Here is a 20119-nt window from a genome sequence, read left to right as displayed (position 1 = left end):
ATACCTGTTAAACTATAATCCTAACTTCACACCGAATGTAAAAGAAGTCGTTCTCGGATAAGCCGAATAGTCAAATCCACGAGTCATTGCCGAATTCCTGGTTGACACTTCCGGATCATATCCGGTATATTTGGTCCATGTCCACAAATTCTGTCCGCTAAGATACAACCGCAAGGAACTCAATTTAAACTTGCGAATCAGCTTTACAGGAAAATTATAACCTAACTGCACATTTTTCAATCGCAGGAAAGATGCATCTTCTACGACACGACTTGTATTGATGTCGGACAGTCCGCCATCTACCCTCCATAAATAATTCGTATAATTTCCAGCTGTATAAGTTCCGTCACCATTGTCTATACGAGGTGTCCAATGATCTTTTGCAGAAGCAAGCATATTGGTATGGCGAACACCATTCATATTCTCCAGTTTGGCACGATTATAATTGATCACATCATTACCATAAGACCATTGAAAGAATACACTCAAGTCAAAGCCTTTGTATTCGAAATTATTAGTAAAACCACCCGTATGAACCGGCAACCCGTGACCAATCACTGTCATATCTTCAGGCGTCACCTTTCCGTCTCCATTAATATCTTTCAGTTTCATATCCCCCGGTTGAATGGTATTACGTTCCTTTGTATTGTTGGGTATTCCATCTTTCAGCACAAATACATTGGGAGAAACTTCATTAAAATCCTCATATTGATAAACACCATCATACACATATCCGAACATCTCCGAAAGAGGATGCCCTATACGGGCAATATAAAGATTAGACAACTTGGGAGAATCCAGCCCTGAAACCTGATAATCCTGATCGCCCGACAGTCCGGTAATCTCATTTCTATTGAAGGAGATATTAAAATTTGTTGTCCACTTGAAACGCCCCCTGCCACCTACTAAGTTGACCGTATTGATTGATATTTCCAATCCACGATTGCGCACACTACCTATATTCTGCTGTATTTTATCAAAGCCGATAGACAACGGAACTTCTGCATACAACAACAAGTCCTTTGTTTGTTTATCGTAAATATCTACTACACCGTTAATACGGTTATTAAATAACCCAAAGTCCAATCCTATGTTTGTCTGATAAGTGGTTTCCCACTTCAGGTCTTTGTTCGGCATTTGAGAAATATAAATTGCCGGATTATCTATAGAGTTATTAAAAGCATAATTCTGATCGCCTAAATAAAGCAACTGGGAAGGATAATAATTCTTCGTATTGTTATTACCGGTAGTTCCCCAACCCACTCTGAACTTTAAATTCGACAGCCACTTGCGACTTCCCTGCATGAACGCTTCTTCTGAAACACGCCATCCGAAAGAAGCCGAGGGGAAATATCCCCACTTATGATAAGGAAAACGGGAACTTCCATCCGCACGCATCGTTGCCGTCATCAGATAACGGGATTTCCAGTCATAGTTGAAACGGGCGAAATAAGACATCATACGGTCTTCAAAATTAGTCGAAGTAACCTTGTCAGGTGTTCCATTCGAAATTCCCCAAAAGCCGAGTCCATCCCACGGCACCATCGTCGAACTGGCACCTAATGTAGAGATTGTTTTGCTATTCATCGAGGCTCCGAGCATGGCAGTGATATTATGACTCTTGACTCTCTTTTTATAAGTCAACGTATATTCATTAGACCATCCATCCCACTCCCTAAAACTAAAATTACCATTTGAATGTTTGGCAGAATAACGCGGATCTCCCCAATAGGTATCCGCATTATTAAATGCCTCATTCCGGTCCTGACGCCAAGTATAAGCAAAAGTAGCTTTGAATGCCAGATCCTTTAGAATATCCCATGATAAATAGGCATTCAGATTCAACTGACGGCTGCGCACTTTCTGATACATATTTTCTATTGTTTTCAAAGGATTATACGGATAGTTCGGATTTTCAGCTAACAAAGCATCCTCCGATTCTTCCGAATCGGCATAAAACACCGGACGATAAGCCAGTACCTGATATAGAAAATACTGCGTACCACCTGCGTCAGAACCCCGTGAAGGCGCCGTACCTTTTGAAATATTATTAGCAAAATTCAAGCTACCGCCGAATTTCACTTTCCTGGTAATCTGCTGGTCTAATGTCAGACGTGCTTTCAAGCTCTCATAAGAAGAGTTAATGATAATCCCCTGCTGGTTATAATAAGACAAACTGGAACTATACTTCGTATTTTTAGTACCGCCCGTCAATGAGATATGATGACTGGTCATGGGCGCATTACGGAAAACCTGATCTTGCCAGTTGTATGAAGGCACTTTATCATAATCACTCAAAATACGGTTACGTCCCAACGTTTCATCATAACTATAATATGTTCTATTCATTTCAGAAACAGTCAATACCTCCTCCTGCATGGCAACATAGTCTCTTCCCTGAAGCAGCTCCATACCCTGCGGTTTCAATTGGTAAGTCACATATCCATCATACGTTACTTTCGGAGCACTTTCCGAACCACGTTTCGTTGTAATAATAATGACTCCGTTTGCCCCACGTGCTCCATAAATAGCCGTAGCAGAAGCATCCTTCAATACATCAATCGATTCAATGTCATTTGAATTCAGTGAAGCCAGATTTCCATCTTCCGTAGCAAAACCGTCAATCACATATAAAGGCGCGCCATCACTGGAGTCCGAAATTGTATTACTACCACGAATCACAATATTAGCCTCGGCTCCGGGTTGCCCGTCAGAGGAAACAACTTGCACACCGGCAACACGTCCACCCAATGCCTGGTCGATGGAAAGTACCTGCGCTTTCGTTAAATCATTCATATCCACCTTTGCCACCGATCCGGTTAAATCACTTTTTTTCACTGTTGCGTACCCTACAGCAACAACTTCATCCAAGGCAACACCATCTTCTTTCAATGTCACATTCAGTACCTTTTGATTTCCTACCGTCACTTCTTTAGTCGCATAGCCTATAAACGAGATGACTAATACTGAAGATGATTTAGGAACAGAAAGTTTGAACCGTCCATCCATATCGGAGATGGTACCGGTCGTTCCTCCTTTCACTTTAATATTCGCCCCTATAATGGGCTCTTTCGATTCATCCATCACCCTTCCACTGATTGCAATCTGTGCAAAGACAACGGTGAAAGAACAAAGCGTCATCAGCAACAGACAGACGCGTCTTGTGATTTGTCGATTCTCCATAATATAATTCAAATTGGTTATTAATCTATTTTTCATTCTTAGTATTCTATTGATTTAAGATGCCGGTTTCTCAAGAAAGCAAACGGAAAATTACAGTACTTTCTTGCAAACTACTTGTTTTTCCATCTCCCGCTTACGGCTCAAGGCTTCCAGAAAATAATAATCCGCATAATTCAATGGAACATCTACCTCCGCATTATGAGGTATGCTGCCTACCGAATGCATTAAAATAAAATTCCCGTTTTCTCCTACTTTAGCACGGTAGGCAGGAGTGCTTAATGAGACCAGTATTTTGTCGGCTGTCTTTTTATAACGCGGATTAGGCAAATACATACTCAATTCATAAAGAGCTGCAGCAGTGATAGCCGCCGCTGAGACATCCCGTGGCTCATTAGGAATATTCAATGCATCATAGTCCCAATATGGTATCAAGTCGGAAGCCAAATGCTTATTCGTAAATATGAAATCATATATTCTACAAGCCTGCTCCCAATACTCCGGTTTATGTGTATAACGGTAACAAACCGTATAACCATAAATAGCCCATGCCTGCCCTCTTGCCCAGGCAGACTCATCAGCATATCCCTGAGCTGTCTGCCTACTGCGTACAGTACCAGTTTCCGGATCATAGTCTACTACATGATAACAGCTGCCATCAGAGCGGAAATGTTCTTTAAGTGTCCGGTCGGCATGACTGACTGCCATATTATAATAGGTGGAATCACCCGATAAGCGGGTCGCCTCGAAAAGAAGTTCAAGATTCATCATATTGTCTATAATAACGGGACATTTCCATCCTCGTTGTGCCTGCCAGCCCTTATCCGCATCCCAAGACTGTATAATTCCAGCTCCGGGCCGGAAACGTGTAGAAAGCGAACGCGCTGTTTGCAACACAACCGACTTATAATCTTTCTGTCCCAAACGCATTCCATTAAGATAACTGCATCCTACCATAAAGCCCACATCATGATGCCATGTAAGATACTGTACGGAATCGAGTGATTCCGTGTATTTCACAGCCAGTTTCTCCCACTTTTCATCTCCTGTAAGCTGATACAAATACCACATACTGCCAGGGAAGAACCCACTGGTCCAATCGTCATAAGAAGCATAAACCACTTGTTGCTTTTCGTCCAAAGTCTTCGGATTCATTATGCAGTCACTTGCTTCTATCCGGTTGGTCATCAAAGAATATTGGGAAACGGCGTTTGATATATTTTCTGTTACCATATCTTCCGTTGCAGCCTTTTTCAAGTTACATCCGGCCATCATAAAGATGGAAATTCCCGCCAAAGTTAAGACCATGCTGTTCATATGCTGTAAAGATTTAAATGAATGATATCGCAAATGTAGGTATTCACAAAAAAGAGACCGTTAGCTATGCATACAAGAATCATACTCTGTACGTACATCATCCCTGCAAACTACAAATGTACTTATATTACACATTTTATGTACTTATACAACAGTTGCATATCTGCAAAAAGAACGTATATTTGCATAGCAAATTCTAGAATTCTAATACCTATGACTATCAAGAAACATCTATGTCTCATTTGTTTCCTGCTTATCCATATTATCAAAGGACAAGCACAGGATATCTCTTTCAGACATCTCACAAATAGTGACGGACTCTCTCATAATGCAGTCATGACGATGTATCAGGACGAACGAGGATTCATTTGGATAGGTACACGAAACGGGGCTAATTTATATAACGGGCATGAATTCAAAATATACAAATCCCAGAAAAACAATCCAAACAGTCTGATCTACAACAACATCAGACAGATAACAGGTAATGGCAACGGGGAGATTTATTTCATGACTCCCAAAGGGGTATCTGCTTTCAATATCAGGCTTAATAAATTCACCACACTGATACAAAAAGAAATACGGGCCATGTTTTTCCATAAACAATTATATATTGCTTACAACAACTGTGTTTATAAATACGATGGGAAACAATTTAATACATATTATGAATTACCAGAAAAGCGGACTCAAATTACTTCCCTTCATATAAGTGAAGAACGTGTACTCATTGGTACCGAAACCCAAGGGCTGTTCAGTTTAGAAAAAGGTAGCCTGTCACACCTCATTCCCAAAGGGAATATCTCTACAATCTTTCAGGATTCATCCGGACAATACTGGATAGGAAGCTGGGAACATGGACTTTTCACAATGAACGGAACTACAATCAAAAACTTCCGTCATCAGGAAAATGACCTCTCAACTATCAGTTCTAATTTTATCCGTTGCTGTATCGAAGATAAACAGGGGAATATATGGATAGGCACTTTCGACGGATTAAACATGTTTCATCCGGCTACTCAAACATTCACTTATTATTTGAAACACGAAAAAGGGCTTAGTCATTCCTCCATCTGGAGCCTTTTGTGTGACCATCAGGGTAGTATCTGGGCAGGGACCTATTTTGGCGGAGTCAATTATTTCAATCCGGAAAGTCAGATTTACCATCAATATCGGACATCGGACGTAGCAAATGAAGGATTGAGTTCTCCTATCGTAGGATGTATCACAGAGGACGGCCAGAATAACTTATGGATAGGAACTGAAGGCGGAGGACTGAACAAGTACAATTTGACAAGCCATCAATTCGAATGGTATAAACACGACAATAATGCCAACAGCCTTTCGCACAATAATATAAAATCACTCTATTATGACGCTTATCGCGAAGTGTTATGGATAGGTACGCACATGGGAGGACTGAACAAAATGGATTTAAAGACCAAACGGTTCACCCGATACAAATCTAAAGAGGGTGACAAGAATTCACTTCCTTCTAATATTATCAGGGATATTGTTCCTTATAAAGACCAGTTACTCATTGCAACCAATATAGGGGTTTGCCTATTCCATCCCGAATCGGAAAAAGTGGAACGCCTGTTTCAAGAAGAACCAGACAAGATAACATATGCCGGAGGTCTCTTCATTGATCACCGCAAGACACTATGGATATACGGAGGAGGTGACGGGATATTTACCTACCAGCCAAATAATCATAAAATGACAAACTACAAGCATAACCATGCACTGGAACATAGTATCAGCAGTAATAGTATCAACCGGATCTATGAGGACAGCCGCCACCGTATATGGATATGCAGTAATGATAATGGCATTGATCTTTACCGGTATGAAACGGATGATTTCATTAACTTTGATGAAGAAAATAATGAGTTAGCAAGCAACTGTGTGTATGACGTATGTGAGTTGTCTCCGGATAAATTACTGTTCACCACAGATTTAGGTTTTTCAATTCTGGACTACCCTACCCAAAAATTCACGAATTACAATCAAGAGAATGGTGTACCCCTATCCGCCCCTAACGAACGTTCTTTATACAGAACCCGCCAAGGAGAAATCTTCATAGGAGGCATTGACGGAATGATCTCTTTTAAGGAAAAAGACATTGATTATACCCCCGGAGATTACACGATATCTCCATTCCGTCTTTTAGTAAACGGACAGGAAATTAATGCAGGAGATCAAAGCCATATACTGAAAGAAGATTTAGGTTCCACCCGAAAGCTCATACTCAAAGCCAACCAGTCCATGTTTAGTATCGAATATGCCATATCCAATTATATTCCGGCCAATAAAGACCAACTGGAATATTTTCTGGATGGATTCTCAAATACATGGACCAGTACACGCGGACAACATACAATTACATATACCAACCTGAATCCCGGTGAATACACACTATACGTACGCCTTAAAAACAACCATGCGCATATACCGGCACATCAATTGAAGATCGTTATTCTTCCGCCGTTCTATAAGACTGTTTGGGCCTATTTATCATATATTCTGGTTATTGGCGTGATTCTTTATTTCCTTATACGCACTTACAATAACCGGATCAAATTGCAGGAATCATTAAAGTATGAACAAAAACGTACTGAAGACATCGAACAGCTCAATCAGGCCAAGCTGCGGTTCTTCACTAATATCTCGCATGAATTCCGTACACCGCTCACGCTAATTATCGGGCAAATGGAAATGTTACTGCAAGTCCGTTCGTTTGCACCGACCATCTATACTAAAATTCTCGGAGTATATAAAAGCAGCCTGCAACTACGTGAGCTGATAACAGAGCTGCTTGACTTCCGAAAACAGGAGCAAGGATATATGACTATCAAAGTAAGCGAACATAACATTGTCGATTTTATTTATGAGAATTATCTACTCTTCCAGGAATATGCCTTACAAAGAAAAATAACGTTCAGATTCCAGAAAACAAACGATATAATAAACGTATGGTACGATGCTAAACAGTTGCAGAAGGTCATGAATAATCTTCTGTCCAATGCCTTCAAGTATACAAAAGAGGAAGGAGAGATTTCCGTATCGGTACGGAAGGGCAACCGGGAAGTCATCATTGAAGTTACCGATAATGGAGCAGGTATTTCTCCACAGGATATTGACAAGATATTCAACCGCTTCTATCAAACTGAACAAATGGATTCTCCCATCCATGCCGGAACAGGTATTGGTCTGGCTCTTACCAAAGGTATTATAGAATTGCATCACGGCAGTATCGAAGTATACAGCGAACAAGGAGAAGGAACTACCTTCTGCGTGCATCTCAAAAGTGGTAACGAGCATTTCAGTCCTGAACAAATCAGCAAACATCAGGAAGAACCGCAACAAACAGTTGAAGAAGGACCTCACTCTCCGGAAACCGTACAACAACTTTTATCGGATCAGGAAGTCATGAATAAAGAGTCTATCGCACAAGACAGAGAGGTTAAAATACTGATTGTAGAAGACAATGAATCGCTGCGGGAAATGCTTGTTAAAATATTCGAGGTATTCTATACGGTCGATACAGCGGCTAATGGACAGGAAGGCTGGGAAAAGGTGCAGGCAGGACAGCCCAATATCATACTTAGTGACATTGTTATGCCTGGAATGTCCGGTACGGAGCTTTGTAAACTAGTAAAGAATAACATAGACACATGTCACATTCCAGTAGTATTGCTCACGGCACGTACAGCCATCGAGCACAATCTGGAAGGGTTACGTTTGGGAGCAGATGATTATATTACTAAACCATTCAACATTAATATCCTGCTTTCACGATGCAACAATCTCGTGAATAACCGCCTTATGCTGCAAGAAAAATTCAGCAAACATCCGCAAGCGGTTCCGCAAATATTGGCAACCAACCCATTAGATAAGGAATTGGTTGATCAGGCCATGCAAGTCATTGAGAAACATATAGATGATGTTGAGTTTAATGTAGATATCCTAGCCCGTGAGACAGGTATAGCACGTACCAAATTGTTTACCAAGCTAAAAGCTATTACAGGACAGACCCCATACGATTTTATCCTGACCGTACGGCTAAAGCGGGCGGCCATCATGCTCAAGGAAAACCCTGAATTCAACATCTCCGAAATCTCCGACCGTTTAGGATTCTCTTCTCCCAGACAATTCAGCAAATGTTTTAAGGAAAAATATCACATGATACCTCAAGCATACCGGAAAGGGGATAATAAAGAAGAACAGGAAAGCGAAAACGGATAGCTTGTACGCAGACGACACTATTCATGTACAGATGACACACTTGATTCTCATTAAAACAGACTTTATTTGCAATAATAAAGATAGTCTATAATTTAAGTAAAAAAACATGAGAAAGCAACATTTATATGTCTTATTATGCTTCACTGTATTGGGAAGCACTGTATTTGCGCAGAAAATAGAAAACCTGACAAAGTTGAAACGACAATCGGAGAATGAGCTATTCCATCATCTGGGACAGGCTCCACGCACACCGGCGTTTGAATCCGAAGGATATTGGGTATGGGGGAGTTCTGTTATAAAAGGAAATGACGGAAAATACCATATGTTTGTTTCCCGTTTTCCGAAATCTCTTCCTTTTCATCCCGGCTGGATGGTAGCTTCAGAAATAGTTCACGCAATATCCGATACCCCCGAAGGACCTTACAAATTCAGTGACATCGCACTACCCGCCCGTGGAGCACAGTATTGGGACGGACGCTCGACACATAATCCGCGTATTCTGGAATACCAGAATAAATATTACCTGATATATATGGGATCTACACATCCTTTCGCCAATCCTACCTATGACCAATTGACACTGGACAGCCCATGGTGTACTGTCGGACGCTCCAATAAACGCATCGGACTGGCTATTGCCGACAGCCCATATGGTCCTTGGAAACGTTTCGACGAACCTATCTTAAAAACAAAACCCAATACTTTCTATAGTTTTCTTGTATCCAACCCCTCTCCTATCATACAGGAAGACGGTTCGGTAATGATGATCTTCAAAGGAAGAACGTATGTCGGAGACGATAAATTCTCGGACATGGCGCTTGGCATGGCATATGCTCCGTCCATCGAAGGACCTTACACAGTAGTCAACAATGGCCAGCCCATCTTTCAAGTGGACGGACAAGGAGAAGCGGAAGACCCGTTCCTTTGGAAAGACAGCAGAGGATACCATGCAATCTTTAAAGACCATGTTGCTAAATTTACCGGAGAAAAAGGCGGAGGTGTAATGGCTCACTCCCTAAATGGTATTCAGTGGACGATAGACAAAGATCCCAAAGCCTACTCACGTACTGTAGAATGGGAAGATGGAAAAGTGGAAATGCAAGGACAACTGGAACGTCCGTTCCTGTTATTCGAAAATGGGAAAGCGACTCATGCTTTCTTTGCAACAATGAATGGTGCCGGCGGATTTGACAATGCAACCCAATCATGGAATATGGTTATCCCGATAAAATAAAGACTCCCCCCTTTCGATACAGTCAACAGATCTGAAAAAGAGATGTAACTTAGCACTTGAAGCCATGCAGTAAATTTGCGATGTAGACAAAAACTCTATGTCGCTTTTTTTATCCGGTTTCCATTCCATTCATAACGAGTTCCCAATGTTCCGTTTTTATACGGTCAACGTACATTGATCTTATTTTGTACTCTAACGTATGTTCTTAAGTACGCTGCACGCACCTGTTTTTTACCCAGATCAAATACATTTGCCCCCAGCAAAATTACCCACAAAAATAAAAACGTATGAAAAACAACAAAAGCATTAAGTACCTTTGGGGAGGTTTCTTCTGCTTGTTCTTCCTGTTCTCGTGTCAAGACACTGACGAATTGAGCAAAGAAATCAACCTGCTAAAAGACCGTGCAGTCTCTTTGGAGACTGCGACAAAGAGTCTTAACACTTCTCTCGAAAGCCTACAGGCTTTACTGAAAGCTGATATAATCGTAGGAGTCACTTATGTAGGCGACAAGTACCGGATTGAACTAAATGATGGTTCTACTATTGAAGTGGTACAAGCTTCTAAAGTAAACCTATCCATTCCCCTACTCTCTATCAGTAAAGAAGGCTTCTGGGTTTTCAGTACAGACAACGGAGTTACATTCAATCCTTTGACTGACGAAAAGGGAAACAAAATTCCGGCTACGGCAGAAAGCGCAGACAAAACTGCTGTTACTCCACTATTAAGAGTCAACTTAGATGGATTCTGGGAAATCAGCACGAATGGGGGCGCCACATATAGCCTCTTAGGTGGTAAGGAATGTACAGCTATAGGAAAAAACGGTGTAAGTGAAGACGGAGTATTCAAAGAAGTTGTTTACGACTCTGAAAAGAAAATACTAACCGTCACCCTGACAGACGGTCAAGTATATAAAATACCTTGTACGGAAAGTTTCTATCTAAGAATACCGGGGACAAGTAAACAACAAGTATTCCCATTGGGTGAAAAACGCGTATATGAAGTGGAACAAAACGAAGTGTCCGCCGTCACTATCCTTGCACCGGATGACTGGCAGGCAGATCTCGAAGAGCAGCAACTTACAATTATTGCTCCGTCAAACACATCAGTCGAGAAAGAAGAGAATATTAAAATTATATATACTTCCATACAAGGTTATCTTCGTATGACAACTATTTCCGTAAAATTGCTGACCACCGGTTTTGATGCGAACGCCACCTTGGCATGGAATCGTTTTGCCACCAACTCTCCGGAAAATATTTTGCTGGATTTTTCATATGCAGGTTACAAACACGGTGCAGAAGCTCCTCCCGCCGTTCATTTAAAAAGTAATGACTACACCGTTTATAACGTAAAGGACTATGGTGCCAAAGGCGACGGCAAAACGTCAGACCGGGAAGCGTTATTAAGAATCACCCAATTATTCAAGTATCAGGCCAATGCAAAAGCCATCATTTACTTCCCGGAAGGAGATTATGTGCTGCATACCGCTGCCGATGATGAAAACGGAGTTTCAAAGCCCATTGAGATAAATTTCGGAGGATTTGTACTCAAAGGAGCCGGACGTGATAAAACCATTATCAGAATGGCTGACCGCAATGTAAACGTAGCTAATTCCACTCCTCCTGCCATGATTAATATCAAACATACGGTAGATCTTCAGAATCCGGTCAGACTGACCGGTGATGTTGCTCCCAAAGGAACATTTGTCATCAATGTGGCAGATGCCAGTTCTTTTAGCGCAGGACAATGGGTATGCTTAAGATTGATTGATACCAGCCCATCTCTTATCAACAAGGAACTGACATCTATTACAGCCGACGGAAATGTGTGGAACAAAACGGCCAATTCACAATGGACTAACCTTACTAATTCCGGTGTACAGGTATATGACTATCATCAGATAGTCAATAAAAAAGGAAATGAAATTACATTTGCAGAACCATTGATGCATGAGGTAGACCCTCAATGGAAATGGGAGCTATGCAAATTCAATTATTACGAGAATATAGGCATAGAAGACCTTACGTTTGCAGGAAACACACAACCCGGATTTCTTCACCATGGTAATAATGGAGGAGATGACAATGACTATAAGCCGATTGGGATGATGCGTCTGGTAAACTCCTGGATACGCCGTGTCGACTTCACTAATATAAGTGAAGCACTTAGCATATCATCATCTGCTAATATTTCAGCATATGACATTGAGATAAACGGCCATCGTGGTCACTCTGCCATTCGCTCGGGAGGATCATCCAGAATATTCATCGGAAAAGTTCACGACCATAGCAACGGATACATCGCCATTGATGAGAACACAACCGGTACTTATCTTGATAATGCCGGACAGTTTCATGCCTGCGGGGTATCCAAGCAAAGTATGGGTACCGTTATCTGGAATGTCACTTGGGGAGAAGACGCGTGCTTTGAAGCGCATGCCACACAACCACGGGCTACTTTATTCGATTGCTGCAATGGAGCATTTATCAAATTACATCAGGGCGGTGCCAAAAGTGAGCTACCCAATCATCTGGACGATCTTACCTTATGGAATTTCAACGCAACTAATACAAACAGTGTGTCTCAAGGTTCTTTCACATGGTGGGACGGCAACTGGACTTGTTTCCTACCTCCTACAATCGTAGGATTCCACGGTCCCGCTGCCAGTCAGTTAACTTTCTCAGATAACGAAGTCAAATTAAACGAATCTTACAACACTGCTGTAGAACCTTATTCACTCTATGAGGCACAGCTTCGTAAACGTTTGGGATATGTACCCGCTTGGATTAACTCATTAAAATAAAAACAACTTTAAATAGAATTATTATGAAGAAATTATGGAATCTTCTAATCATGCTGACCGTAGTGTTCGCAGGATGCAACAAGACTGATGATCTTTGGGATGAAGTACACGATTTACAAAAACGTCTGACCAAATTGGAAATTCAGGCCAATAATCTGAACGGAAATATTACGGCTCTCCAAGAGCTTTATAGAAATGGGGCTACCATTACCACAGTGAATGAAGAAAACGGTACCTATACCATCACTCTTAGCAATGGTAAAATATTGAGAGTTGTTCAGAAGATGGAGGAAACAATCTATCCCATGGTGGGAATTGACAGCGAAGGTTATTGGACCGTACATTATGGAAATGAAACACCTGAACGCATACTCGTTGACAACAGTCCGGTAAAAGCAACAGGCGAAGACGGACTTACTCCGGAATTCCGTATCAACGAAGAAACGGGGTATTGGGAAATACGTTATAAAACCAGCGAACAATTTAAGCCGGTTGAAGACTCCAACGGTCATCCGGTAAAAGCAGAGGGAACAACAGACACGGGGTTCTTTAAATCAGTCAATATCAGTGATGACGGGAAATCGTTCCACCTGATCTTGAAAGATGATACGGAAATAACGGTACCCATCGTTGGTTCATTCTCATGTACATTTGAGGAGTCAGTGACAGGAATTCAAAAATTCACTTCTAAAGAAAGTAAGAACTTTAAAATATTGCTGAACGGTGTAGATGACATTGCATTAATGGCGTGTCCTGCCGGCTGGAATGCAACATTATCCGAACCTCTTGACAATGAAGCTATCTTAACCGTAACCGCACCCGAAGCTTTGACAACATTGACACGTGCCACGGCATCTAATAGCACGGATATTTCAATTCTGGCTAATTCCGGTAAATTCAGCACAATACTGAAGTTGCAGGTGGAAGTTATTGCCGAAGAACCGGTTGAACCGGCTATTGACTATCTAAGTATCTATCAGAAAGGAGAAACTCTCTTCACTATCGGAGACGGAGACGGTGCTATTGAAATTAACAGTACGAATTTCCCTATATCACAAGAAATAGATTTGAGCAAAACGGACCAGACACTGGAAAAAACAATACTCGCCCCGTCTCAACCAACGATTTATTTCTTATCGGGAGAACACATTCTTAATATTACCATGGATGGAGATCAAGCTATGAATGGTAAAAAAGTAGTATTCATCAGTAAGTCGGCAACAGAAAAGCCGAATCTTAATTTTACCGGTACCGGTGGCATACGTTTACAACAAAACAGTTCCATCGTATTCAAAAATGTCACTATAGAAAACTTGTCTATGGGCAATTACAGCAGTACGGGCAACGCCCATAATGTCTGGATCGGAGACTGTAACATCAACGCACCGGCCAAATCAATTCTCGCACTGACAGGTACTAACGCACCATTGGGTGGTATCAACAGCCTATATTTTAAAAACAACTATATTGACATGAGCAAATTTCCGGATAAAAGTTCAATATTCAACATTGGTTCATTGATAACCACAGATGTCACTAATGTCTCTATAGAGAACAATATCTGGTACAAGAAAGGAACTCTGCTGCAAGGAAGTATCTATACTTCCAATGCCAAGGGAATCACCAAAAACATTTCTTTCTCCAACAATACGATTATCAATTATGCCGGTAACAGCAGTAATTCCCTTACTGCCGCCTATTTGGTTATGACTAATGTAGAAAATGTAAGTATAAAAAACAACATTGGTTATTCTGACGATAATGTGACGGATGGATTCAGCAATAGTGGTTCAAGCTTCTATATCATCGCAAACATCGACCCCATGCCATCCATATCAATAGCTGACAACATTGTTTACGGACTGAATCCCGACCTGACCAATAAATGGAAATGGAATACCTATGGATGGAAAACGAATGCCTCAACCAAAGTAAACCAAGAAGGGGAAACAAATGGTATTATCACCCGTTATTCAAAGAACCCGTTTACAATTCCCGGAGGATTTGATAGTGGAAACTTCACACCAATCCCTGAACTTGCCGGAAAAGGAGCTAACCTGAAATAATATATATACAGAGAATTTCAAGTATCTCACAGATTCTAGAACGTGTTTTCCCAGTAAGCTAATGATGCCCAACGGAAAGCACGTTTTCTCATACAAATGAAACAGAACCGATTCTCATATCTTCCCACCTTCCATGATGCCACTCCACGACCGTCTCAAAGCCTGCTTTCTTCAAAGCTGCCAATGCTTCGGCACGCCCATTATTGATCCGCTCCGGATAATGCGCATCACTGTTTACCTGTACTCTGATACCCAGTTCTTTCAGGAAAGAAAAATACCGTTTATTGGGATAGAATGTTCCTAATTCGTGATAAGATTTAGTATTTATCTCAACGATATAGCCATATTCGGCAATGGTTGTGAAATATTTGCGAACCAATGCATCATACCACGGTTCATCCAGTAGCCCCGGGCGGTAGCAAGAAGCATTATAATGCATCTTGTCCGCATGACCGACAATATCAAATCCTCCCAGTTCTACCATGCGAAGCAGATTTTTATAATAAAGGTGGACTACATAATCCAAATCACCGCCAAAATGCTTGTCCACTAATTGACGGAAAGTATCTGCCGGAGTATCAATATCCACGATTTTCCCTTCCGGGGAATAGAGCATATGCACAGAACCTATCCGATAATCAAGCGGCAATTCTTGAAATCGGAAGAAAGCGGGATTGCTATCTTCGTTCAGGTAATCAATCTCAAGACCGACAGCAAGTTCTATTTTATCTGCAAACTTTTCTTTGAGACGGGCAAATTCGGAAAGGTAATCTTCCATTCTGTCCCATTCCATAGTCCACGCGGTAGAAAACGGCAACGGGGCATGAGAAGAGATGCCATAGGAAGTAAAGCCTTCACTAATAGCAAAACGGATAAAATCTTCCATATTGGCACGCCCGTCACAATAAAGGCAGTGGCTATGATAATTGGTAAGGTTTGTCATACAAGGTTACGTTATCAGGGTTATTATCATCATCAGGTCATCACAGCAATAGGCTGAACTATACTTGTGACAACATAGCGGCACAACTGTGCCACCGTATTGGCACTGCAATGCCACCGCATTGGCACAGTTCAACCTTCTATTTCGCTGAGTTCCAACCAGCGCATCGTCTTTTCATCAATCAAGTCATTGACCTCAGGCAAGCGTTTCGATTTCTCGGTCAGTTCGTCAACGGAGAGCGTACCGCTGCAAAGAAGTTCTTCAATCTGTGCCTTTTCGGTTTCCAGGTCGGCAATTTCCTTTTCCAGTTGTTCAAATTCACGCTTTTCCTTGAAACTCATTTTCCGCTTGTCGTTCAGGCGGACGCGGGCGGTCTTTTCTTCCTGCGGCTTCTCTGCTTCTTTCTCCTTTTGCGCTTTCGCCTCCTTCCAGTCGCGGTAATCGCTATAATTGCCGGGGAAGTCGCGGATGTCGCCCTGTCCGTTGAATACCATCAGGTGATCTACTACCTTATCCATAAAGTAACGGTCGTGGGAAACGACAATCACACAACCTTTGAAATTCTGAAGATATTCCTCAAGCACATTCAATGTGATAATATCGAGGTCGTTGGTAGGCTCATCCAGCACGAGGAAGTTAGGGTTACGCATCAAGATAGTGCACAAGTAAAGACGACGGCGCTCTCCCCCACTCAACTTATAGACATAACTATGCTGCGTTTCGGGAGTAAACAAGAAATGCTGCAAGAATTGTGAAGCTGTCAGTTTCTTTCCATTACCCAATTCAATTACTTCGGCAATATCCTGCACTACATCAATGACCTTCATTTGTTCATCAAACTGAAGCCCATCCTGCGAGTAATAACCGAAACGAACCGTTTCGCCAATGTCTACCATACCGCTATCGGGCTGTACTTGCCCCATTAATATCTTGATGAAAGTAGATTTTCCGGTTCCGTTGTTTCCTACAATACCCATCTTCTCATAACGGGCAAAGATATAAGAAAAGTCTTCCAGAATCTTCAGGTCACCGAAGCTCTTGTACAAATGGTCGGCTTCGAATATCTTGCTGCCAATATAAGATGCTTTTACTTCCAGTTTGACGTTATCGTTATTAAAACGTTGCTTCGCCACCTTTTCCAGTTCATAGAAAGCATCTTCCCGATAACGGGCTTTATGTCCGCGTGCCTGCGGCATCCGGCGCATCCAGTCGAGTTCCGTACGATAAAGATTATTAGCCCGTTCAATTTCTACACTTTTAGCTTCGATACGTTCCTGACGTTTTTCGAGGTAATAACTGTAATTTCCCTTATATTGATAAACTTGCTGATTGTCTATTTCGATAATCTCCGAACAAACGCGGTCGAGGAAATAACGGTCGTGCGTCACCATCAGCAGGCTAAGGTTGGTACGACGCAGATAATCTTCCAACCATTCAGTCATGTCCAAGTCAAGATGATTGGTAGGCTCATCGAGAATCAATAAATCCGGTTCGGTAATCAAGGCGTTTGCCAAAGCGACGCGCTTCAACTGTCCGCCGGACAGTTGTTTCACTTTCTGGTCGAAGTTACGGATTTTGAGTTGTGAAAGAATTTGTTTCGCTTTCTGTTCATATTCCCAGGCTTTCTCCTGATCCATACGTACCAAAAGGTCTGCCAGTCCCGGATGCCCTTCGGTTTCCATACAACGTTCGTACTCCTTTATCAACTCCACTGTGCTGTTGCCATGATGAAAACAAGCTTCAAGCACTGTCAGTTCTTCGGGATATTGCGGGTCTTGTTCCAGATAATCCACCCGAAGGTCACGACGGAAAACAATATTACCGCTATCATAACCTTCCTTTCCGGCAATAATATTCAGTAAGGTCGTTTTTCCGCTACCGTTCTTTGCGATCAATCCTACACGCTGACCTTCGGCAATGCCCAAAGATATATTTTCAAAAAGAACCAAGTCACCGAAAGACTTGGTCAGGTTATCTATCTGTAAATAAGGTACTGCCACGTAAATAATGATTAGTTGGTTAGTGATTAGTGATTAATAATCACCGATTTATACTCTTCAATGACATTGCAAGGCTCACCTGCCTTTACTTTACTCCATGCAATTTTCATCGGGTCAATGATCCGGTCATTATATTGAACAACAGGAGCTTCCCGGTTACCGTCAATCAACGTCTTCCATTCCATACCTTCCACTTCATTCGTCAGAATCGCACAGACAGTAATACCGATAGCCAGCCATTCCTCTTTTTTCTTCGCACCTATCTTACCGCTATCAATCACTTGCTGAAGTTTCTCCAAGTCCTCTTCTATTCCCTGAAAATCTTTCTTCAGTTCCTGCTTCACGGTAGATACCACCCATTCGTACCCTTCATTAATCAAATAGATTTCAGAAAGACGGACAGGAATCAGTTCAGCAGGATACTTCTGTCCTTCTTTGCGTATCTCCAAAGTAGCGATCACCTCTTCCGCCTCCTTCACAACTCCGCCTTTAGGTACGGTAAAGGAACATTCGAAAGCTATATCATCAACACCTGTAATCCACAAATGGGAAGTATAATAAGTTCCCTCCTCCTGAAACATTTCTTTGCTATACGCACATTCCCACGCTCCGACTTGCACCAACGAAGCCGAATCGTTCTCTTTCAGTTCCTGCCGGATAGCGTCTTTACCATAACCGGCTTTTCCTTTAAATGCGGATATACGAAAATTTCCCGTCCATACATCGGGATTATAGAAAAGAAAAGAGCCTTCGCCATCTTCAAACTCGTTCCAGTCTGACGGATAGCTCATAGAAAACCATGCCCCGGGAGAGATAAATTTCTTGCCTTTCATTCTTTTTCATTAAATGATTACTTGGCAAAAGTACGAATTAAATACGAATTTCAGGCACGGATTACACGGTTTTCGCAGTTTTCGGAAAGATGATAACATAAAGCAACAGCGTAATCCGTGTAATCCGTGCCTGAAAAACATCATTTCCCTATAGGCTGTATTTTCCTACGCACATCTTTAGAAATCTCCAGAAACATATAGTTCAACTTTCCGGAATGGATTCCTGCCTCATTCTCCTTATACTTTTTATTAGCATATTGCTTTGATTTCTCGAAAGTCAGCAATGACATTTCATTCTGCGATTTGCCTACCATCGTAGAGTCCAGCTGTTCGTCCGGAAAGAAATCATCCAGATCGACGTCACCAATCATGGTTGTTTCCAGAAAGTTCTTGTCCGTATGTGAATTATCCGTATAATACCCCACAAACATATGCCCCGGTGTACGTACCAGGATCGGATCGATATTGATGGCACGGAGCAATGAAGCGAACAGTACGCTACCGTCCACACAATTAATCTGTGAAGATTCCAGCGCATCATCAAACGTACGGACACGCTGCGAGAAAACAACATTGCTCGAAAGGCTGGTGTTGGAAACAGAACTGTAACGGAATTTGCGTTTCTGCAATATGTTCCAAAGGGCGTACACTTGCTTGTCCACCGCCCCTTTAGCTTTGCTCTGATAGCCAAGGAAACGATTGACAATACGGGTATTCAATGCCTCGCGAAGCAACTGGTCGATCATCGGATTCTCTTCATTGACATAGGCAGCAAAGAAAATACTTGTATCATGGAATTTGGTTCCATTCGATACATACCCCAACAGACATTCATTGATACTACGTACTGAGAATGTACGCACCCGTTGCCCCAGATCCTTTCCATTCATCTCAACAGTAATAGCCACACTTACCGGTTCTGCCTGCACCTCATTTTTCAAGGCTTCATAGTTCCAGATGATATCAGGATAAATCGTATATTCCGTTCTGGGCTTGTTCAGTACAAATTCCGACACCGAACGGGAGAAAAAAGGTGTTTCAGCCACTTCAATCCGTACCCGGCTATAGGCTGTCTTCGACTTCACCCGAATAGCAATACACGATTTCGGATTCCCCAAATACGTTGAATCTGACGGAACAATCACCTGCGCGTCAGTAGTGGCAACAGACAGAATCGCCGAAGGGAATATATTCCCTCCCAAATCGTCTACAATCTCAAAACCGGAATTGAATGAAGTATATTTAAACACAGACATACCGCCAAGGAAAATTAACAGCACCACAACAGAGCCTATTATTTCCCGCCGATGTCTTTTCAGGTCAATTTTTATCATTATTTGTAGTTTCTATGGTCAAACATTTCTATTATATCTCGCTAACAAAGATAACAAATAGCGTTCGTTTTTTCCTCTTACAATCAGCAAAAACTTTTATATTTTATATCAGCCCTCTCGATTCCCGGAATGTAACATGATTGTAACGTCTGTTTCATCT

The 20119-nt window shown here is 41.8% G+C and carries 10 protein-coding genes; 4 read left to right on the top strand and 6 right to left on the bottom strand.

Annotation, left to right across the window (positions count from 1 at the left end; all coding sequences use genetic code 11):
• Window positions 1-12: 12 nt before the first annotated feature.
• Complete coding sequence (locus I2I04_RS12600) at window positions 13-3219, bottom strand: SusC/RagA family TonB-linked outer membrane protein (protein WP_229126989.1); 3207 nt, start codon at window positions 3217-3219, stop codon at window positions 13-15.
• A 54-nt stretch (window positions 3220-3273) separates the two neighbouring features.
• Window positions 3274-4497 (bottom strand): glycoside hydrolase family 88 protein, encoded by a 1224-nt coding sequence (locus tag I2I04_RS12595; protein WP_195655158.1) that lies wholly within the window; start codon window positions 4495-4497, stop codon window positions 3274-3276.
• Between the two features lie 213 nt (window positions 4498-4710).
• On the opposite strand from I2I04_RS12595, the gene I2I04_RS12590 reads away from it, so the two are divergent.
• The 4 genes from I2I04_RS12590 (at window position 4711) to I2I04_RS12575 (ending at window position 14849) form a co-directional block, all read left to right on the top strand.
• On the top strand, window positions 4711-8745 hold the full coding sequence (locus I2I04_RS12590) for a two-component regulator propeller domain-containing protein (RefSeq protein WP_195655157.1): 4035 nt from the start codon (window positions 4711-4713) through the stop codon (window positions 8743-8745).
• A gap of 106 nt (window positions 8746-8851) precedes the next feature.
• Entirely contained in the window at window positions 8852-9979 is a 1128-nt protein-coding gene (locus I2I04_RS12585) for a glycoside hydrolase family protein (protein WP_195655156.1), read from the top strand.
• A gap of 287 nt (window positions 9980-10266) precedes the next feature.
• Complete coding sequence (locus tag I2I04_RS12580) at window positions 10267-12783, top strand: DUF4955 domain-containing protein (RefSeq protein WP_195655155.1); 2517 nt, start codon at window positions 10267-10269, stop codon at window positions 12781-12783.
• Window positions 12784-12806: 23 nt separating this feature from the next.
• A complete protein-coding gene (locus I2I04_RS12575) occupies window positions 12807-14849 on the top strand; it encodes a PL29 family lyase N-terminal domain-containing protein (protein WP_195655154.1) in 2043 nt (680 codons plus the stop codon).
• A gap of 88 nt (window positions 14850-14937) precedes the next feature.
• On the opposite strand, the gene I2I04_RS12570 is transcribed toward I2I04_RS12575, so the two are convergent.
• The 4 genes from I2I04_RS12570 to I2I04_RS12555 all read right to left on the bottom strand — a co-directional run bounded on the left by I2I04_RS12570 (window position 14938) and on the right by I2I04_RS12555 (window position 19959).
• A complete protein-coding gene (locus I2I04_RS12570) occupies window positions 14938-15792 on the bottom strand; it encodes a histidinol-phosphatase (protein ID WP_195655153.1) in 855 nt (284 codons plus the stop codon).
• Window positions 15793-15923: 131 nt separating this feature from the next.
• Complete coding sequence (locus I2I04_RS12565) at window positions 15924-17792, bottom strand: ABC-F family ATP-binding cassette domain-containing protein (RefSeq protein WP_148364859.1); 1869 nt, start codon at window positions 17790-17792, stop codon at window positions 15924-15926.
• A 26-nt stretch (window positions 17793-17818) separates the two neighbouring features.
• Complete coding sequence (locus I2I04_RS12560) at window positions 17819-18625, bottom strand: DUF3805 domain-containing protein (RefSeq protein WP_143259542.1); 807 nt, start codon at window positions 18623-18625, stop codon at window positions 17819-17821.
• 140 nt (window positions 18626-18765) lie between these two features.
• A complete protein-coding gene (locus I2I04_RS12555; RefSeq protein ID WP_143259541.1) occupies window positions 18766-19959 on the bottom strand; it encodes a hypothetical protein in 1194 nt (397 codons plus the stop codon).
• Window positions 19960-20119 lie beyond the last annotated feature (160 nt).

The organism is Bacteroides sp. 1001136B_160425_E2 (assembly GCF_015559655.1).
In the GTDB taxonomy this organism is placed as follows: Bacteria; Bacteroidota; Bacteroidia; order Bacteroidales; family Bacteroidaceae; genus Bacteroides; species Bacteroides luhongzhouii.
This window is presented reverse-complemented; position numbering and strand designations above follow the sequence as displayed.

Coding starts and splice junctions, on each gene's coding strand:
- I2I04_RS12600 (WP_229126989.1), bottom strand. CDS start 3,219: ATGAAAAATAGATTAATAACCAATTTGAATTATATTATGGAGAATCGA.
- I2I04_RS12595 (WP_195655158.1), bottom strand. CDS start 4,497: ATGAACAGCATGGTCTTAACTTTGGCGGGAATTTCCATCTTTATGATG.
- I2I04_RS12590 (WP_195655157.1), top strand. CDS start 4,711: ATGACTATCAAGAAACATCTATGTCTCATTTGTTTCCTGCTTATCCAT.
- I2I04_RS12585 (WP_195655156.1), top strand. CDS start 8,852: ATGAGAAAGCAACATTTATATGTCTTATTATGCTTCACTGTATTGGGA.
- I2I04_RS12580 (WP_195655155.1), top strand. CDS start 10,267: ATGAAAAACAACAAAAGCATTAAGTACCTTTGGGGAGGTTTCTTCTGC.
- I2I04_RS12575 (WP_195655154.1), top strand. CDS start 12,807: ATGAAGAAATTATGGAATCTTCTAATCATGCTGACCGTAGTGTTCGCA.
- I2I04_RS12570 (WP_195655153.1), bottom strand. CDS start 15,792: ATGACAAACCTTACCAATTATCATAGCCACTGCCTTTATTGTGACGGG.
- I2I04_RS12560 (WP_143259542.1), bottom strand. CDS start 18,625: ATGAAAGGCAAGAAATTTATCTCTCCCGGGGCATGGTTTTCTATGAGC.
- I2I04_RS12555 (WP_143259541.1), bottom strand. CDS start 19,959: ATGATAAAAATTGACCTGAAAAGACATCGGCGGGAAATAATAGGCTCT.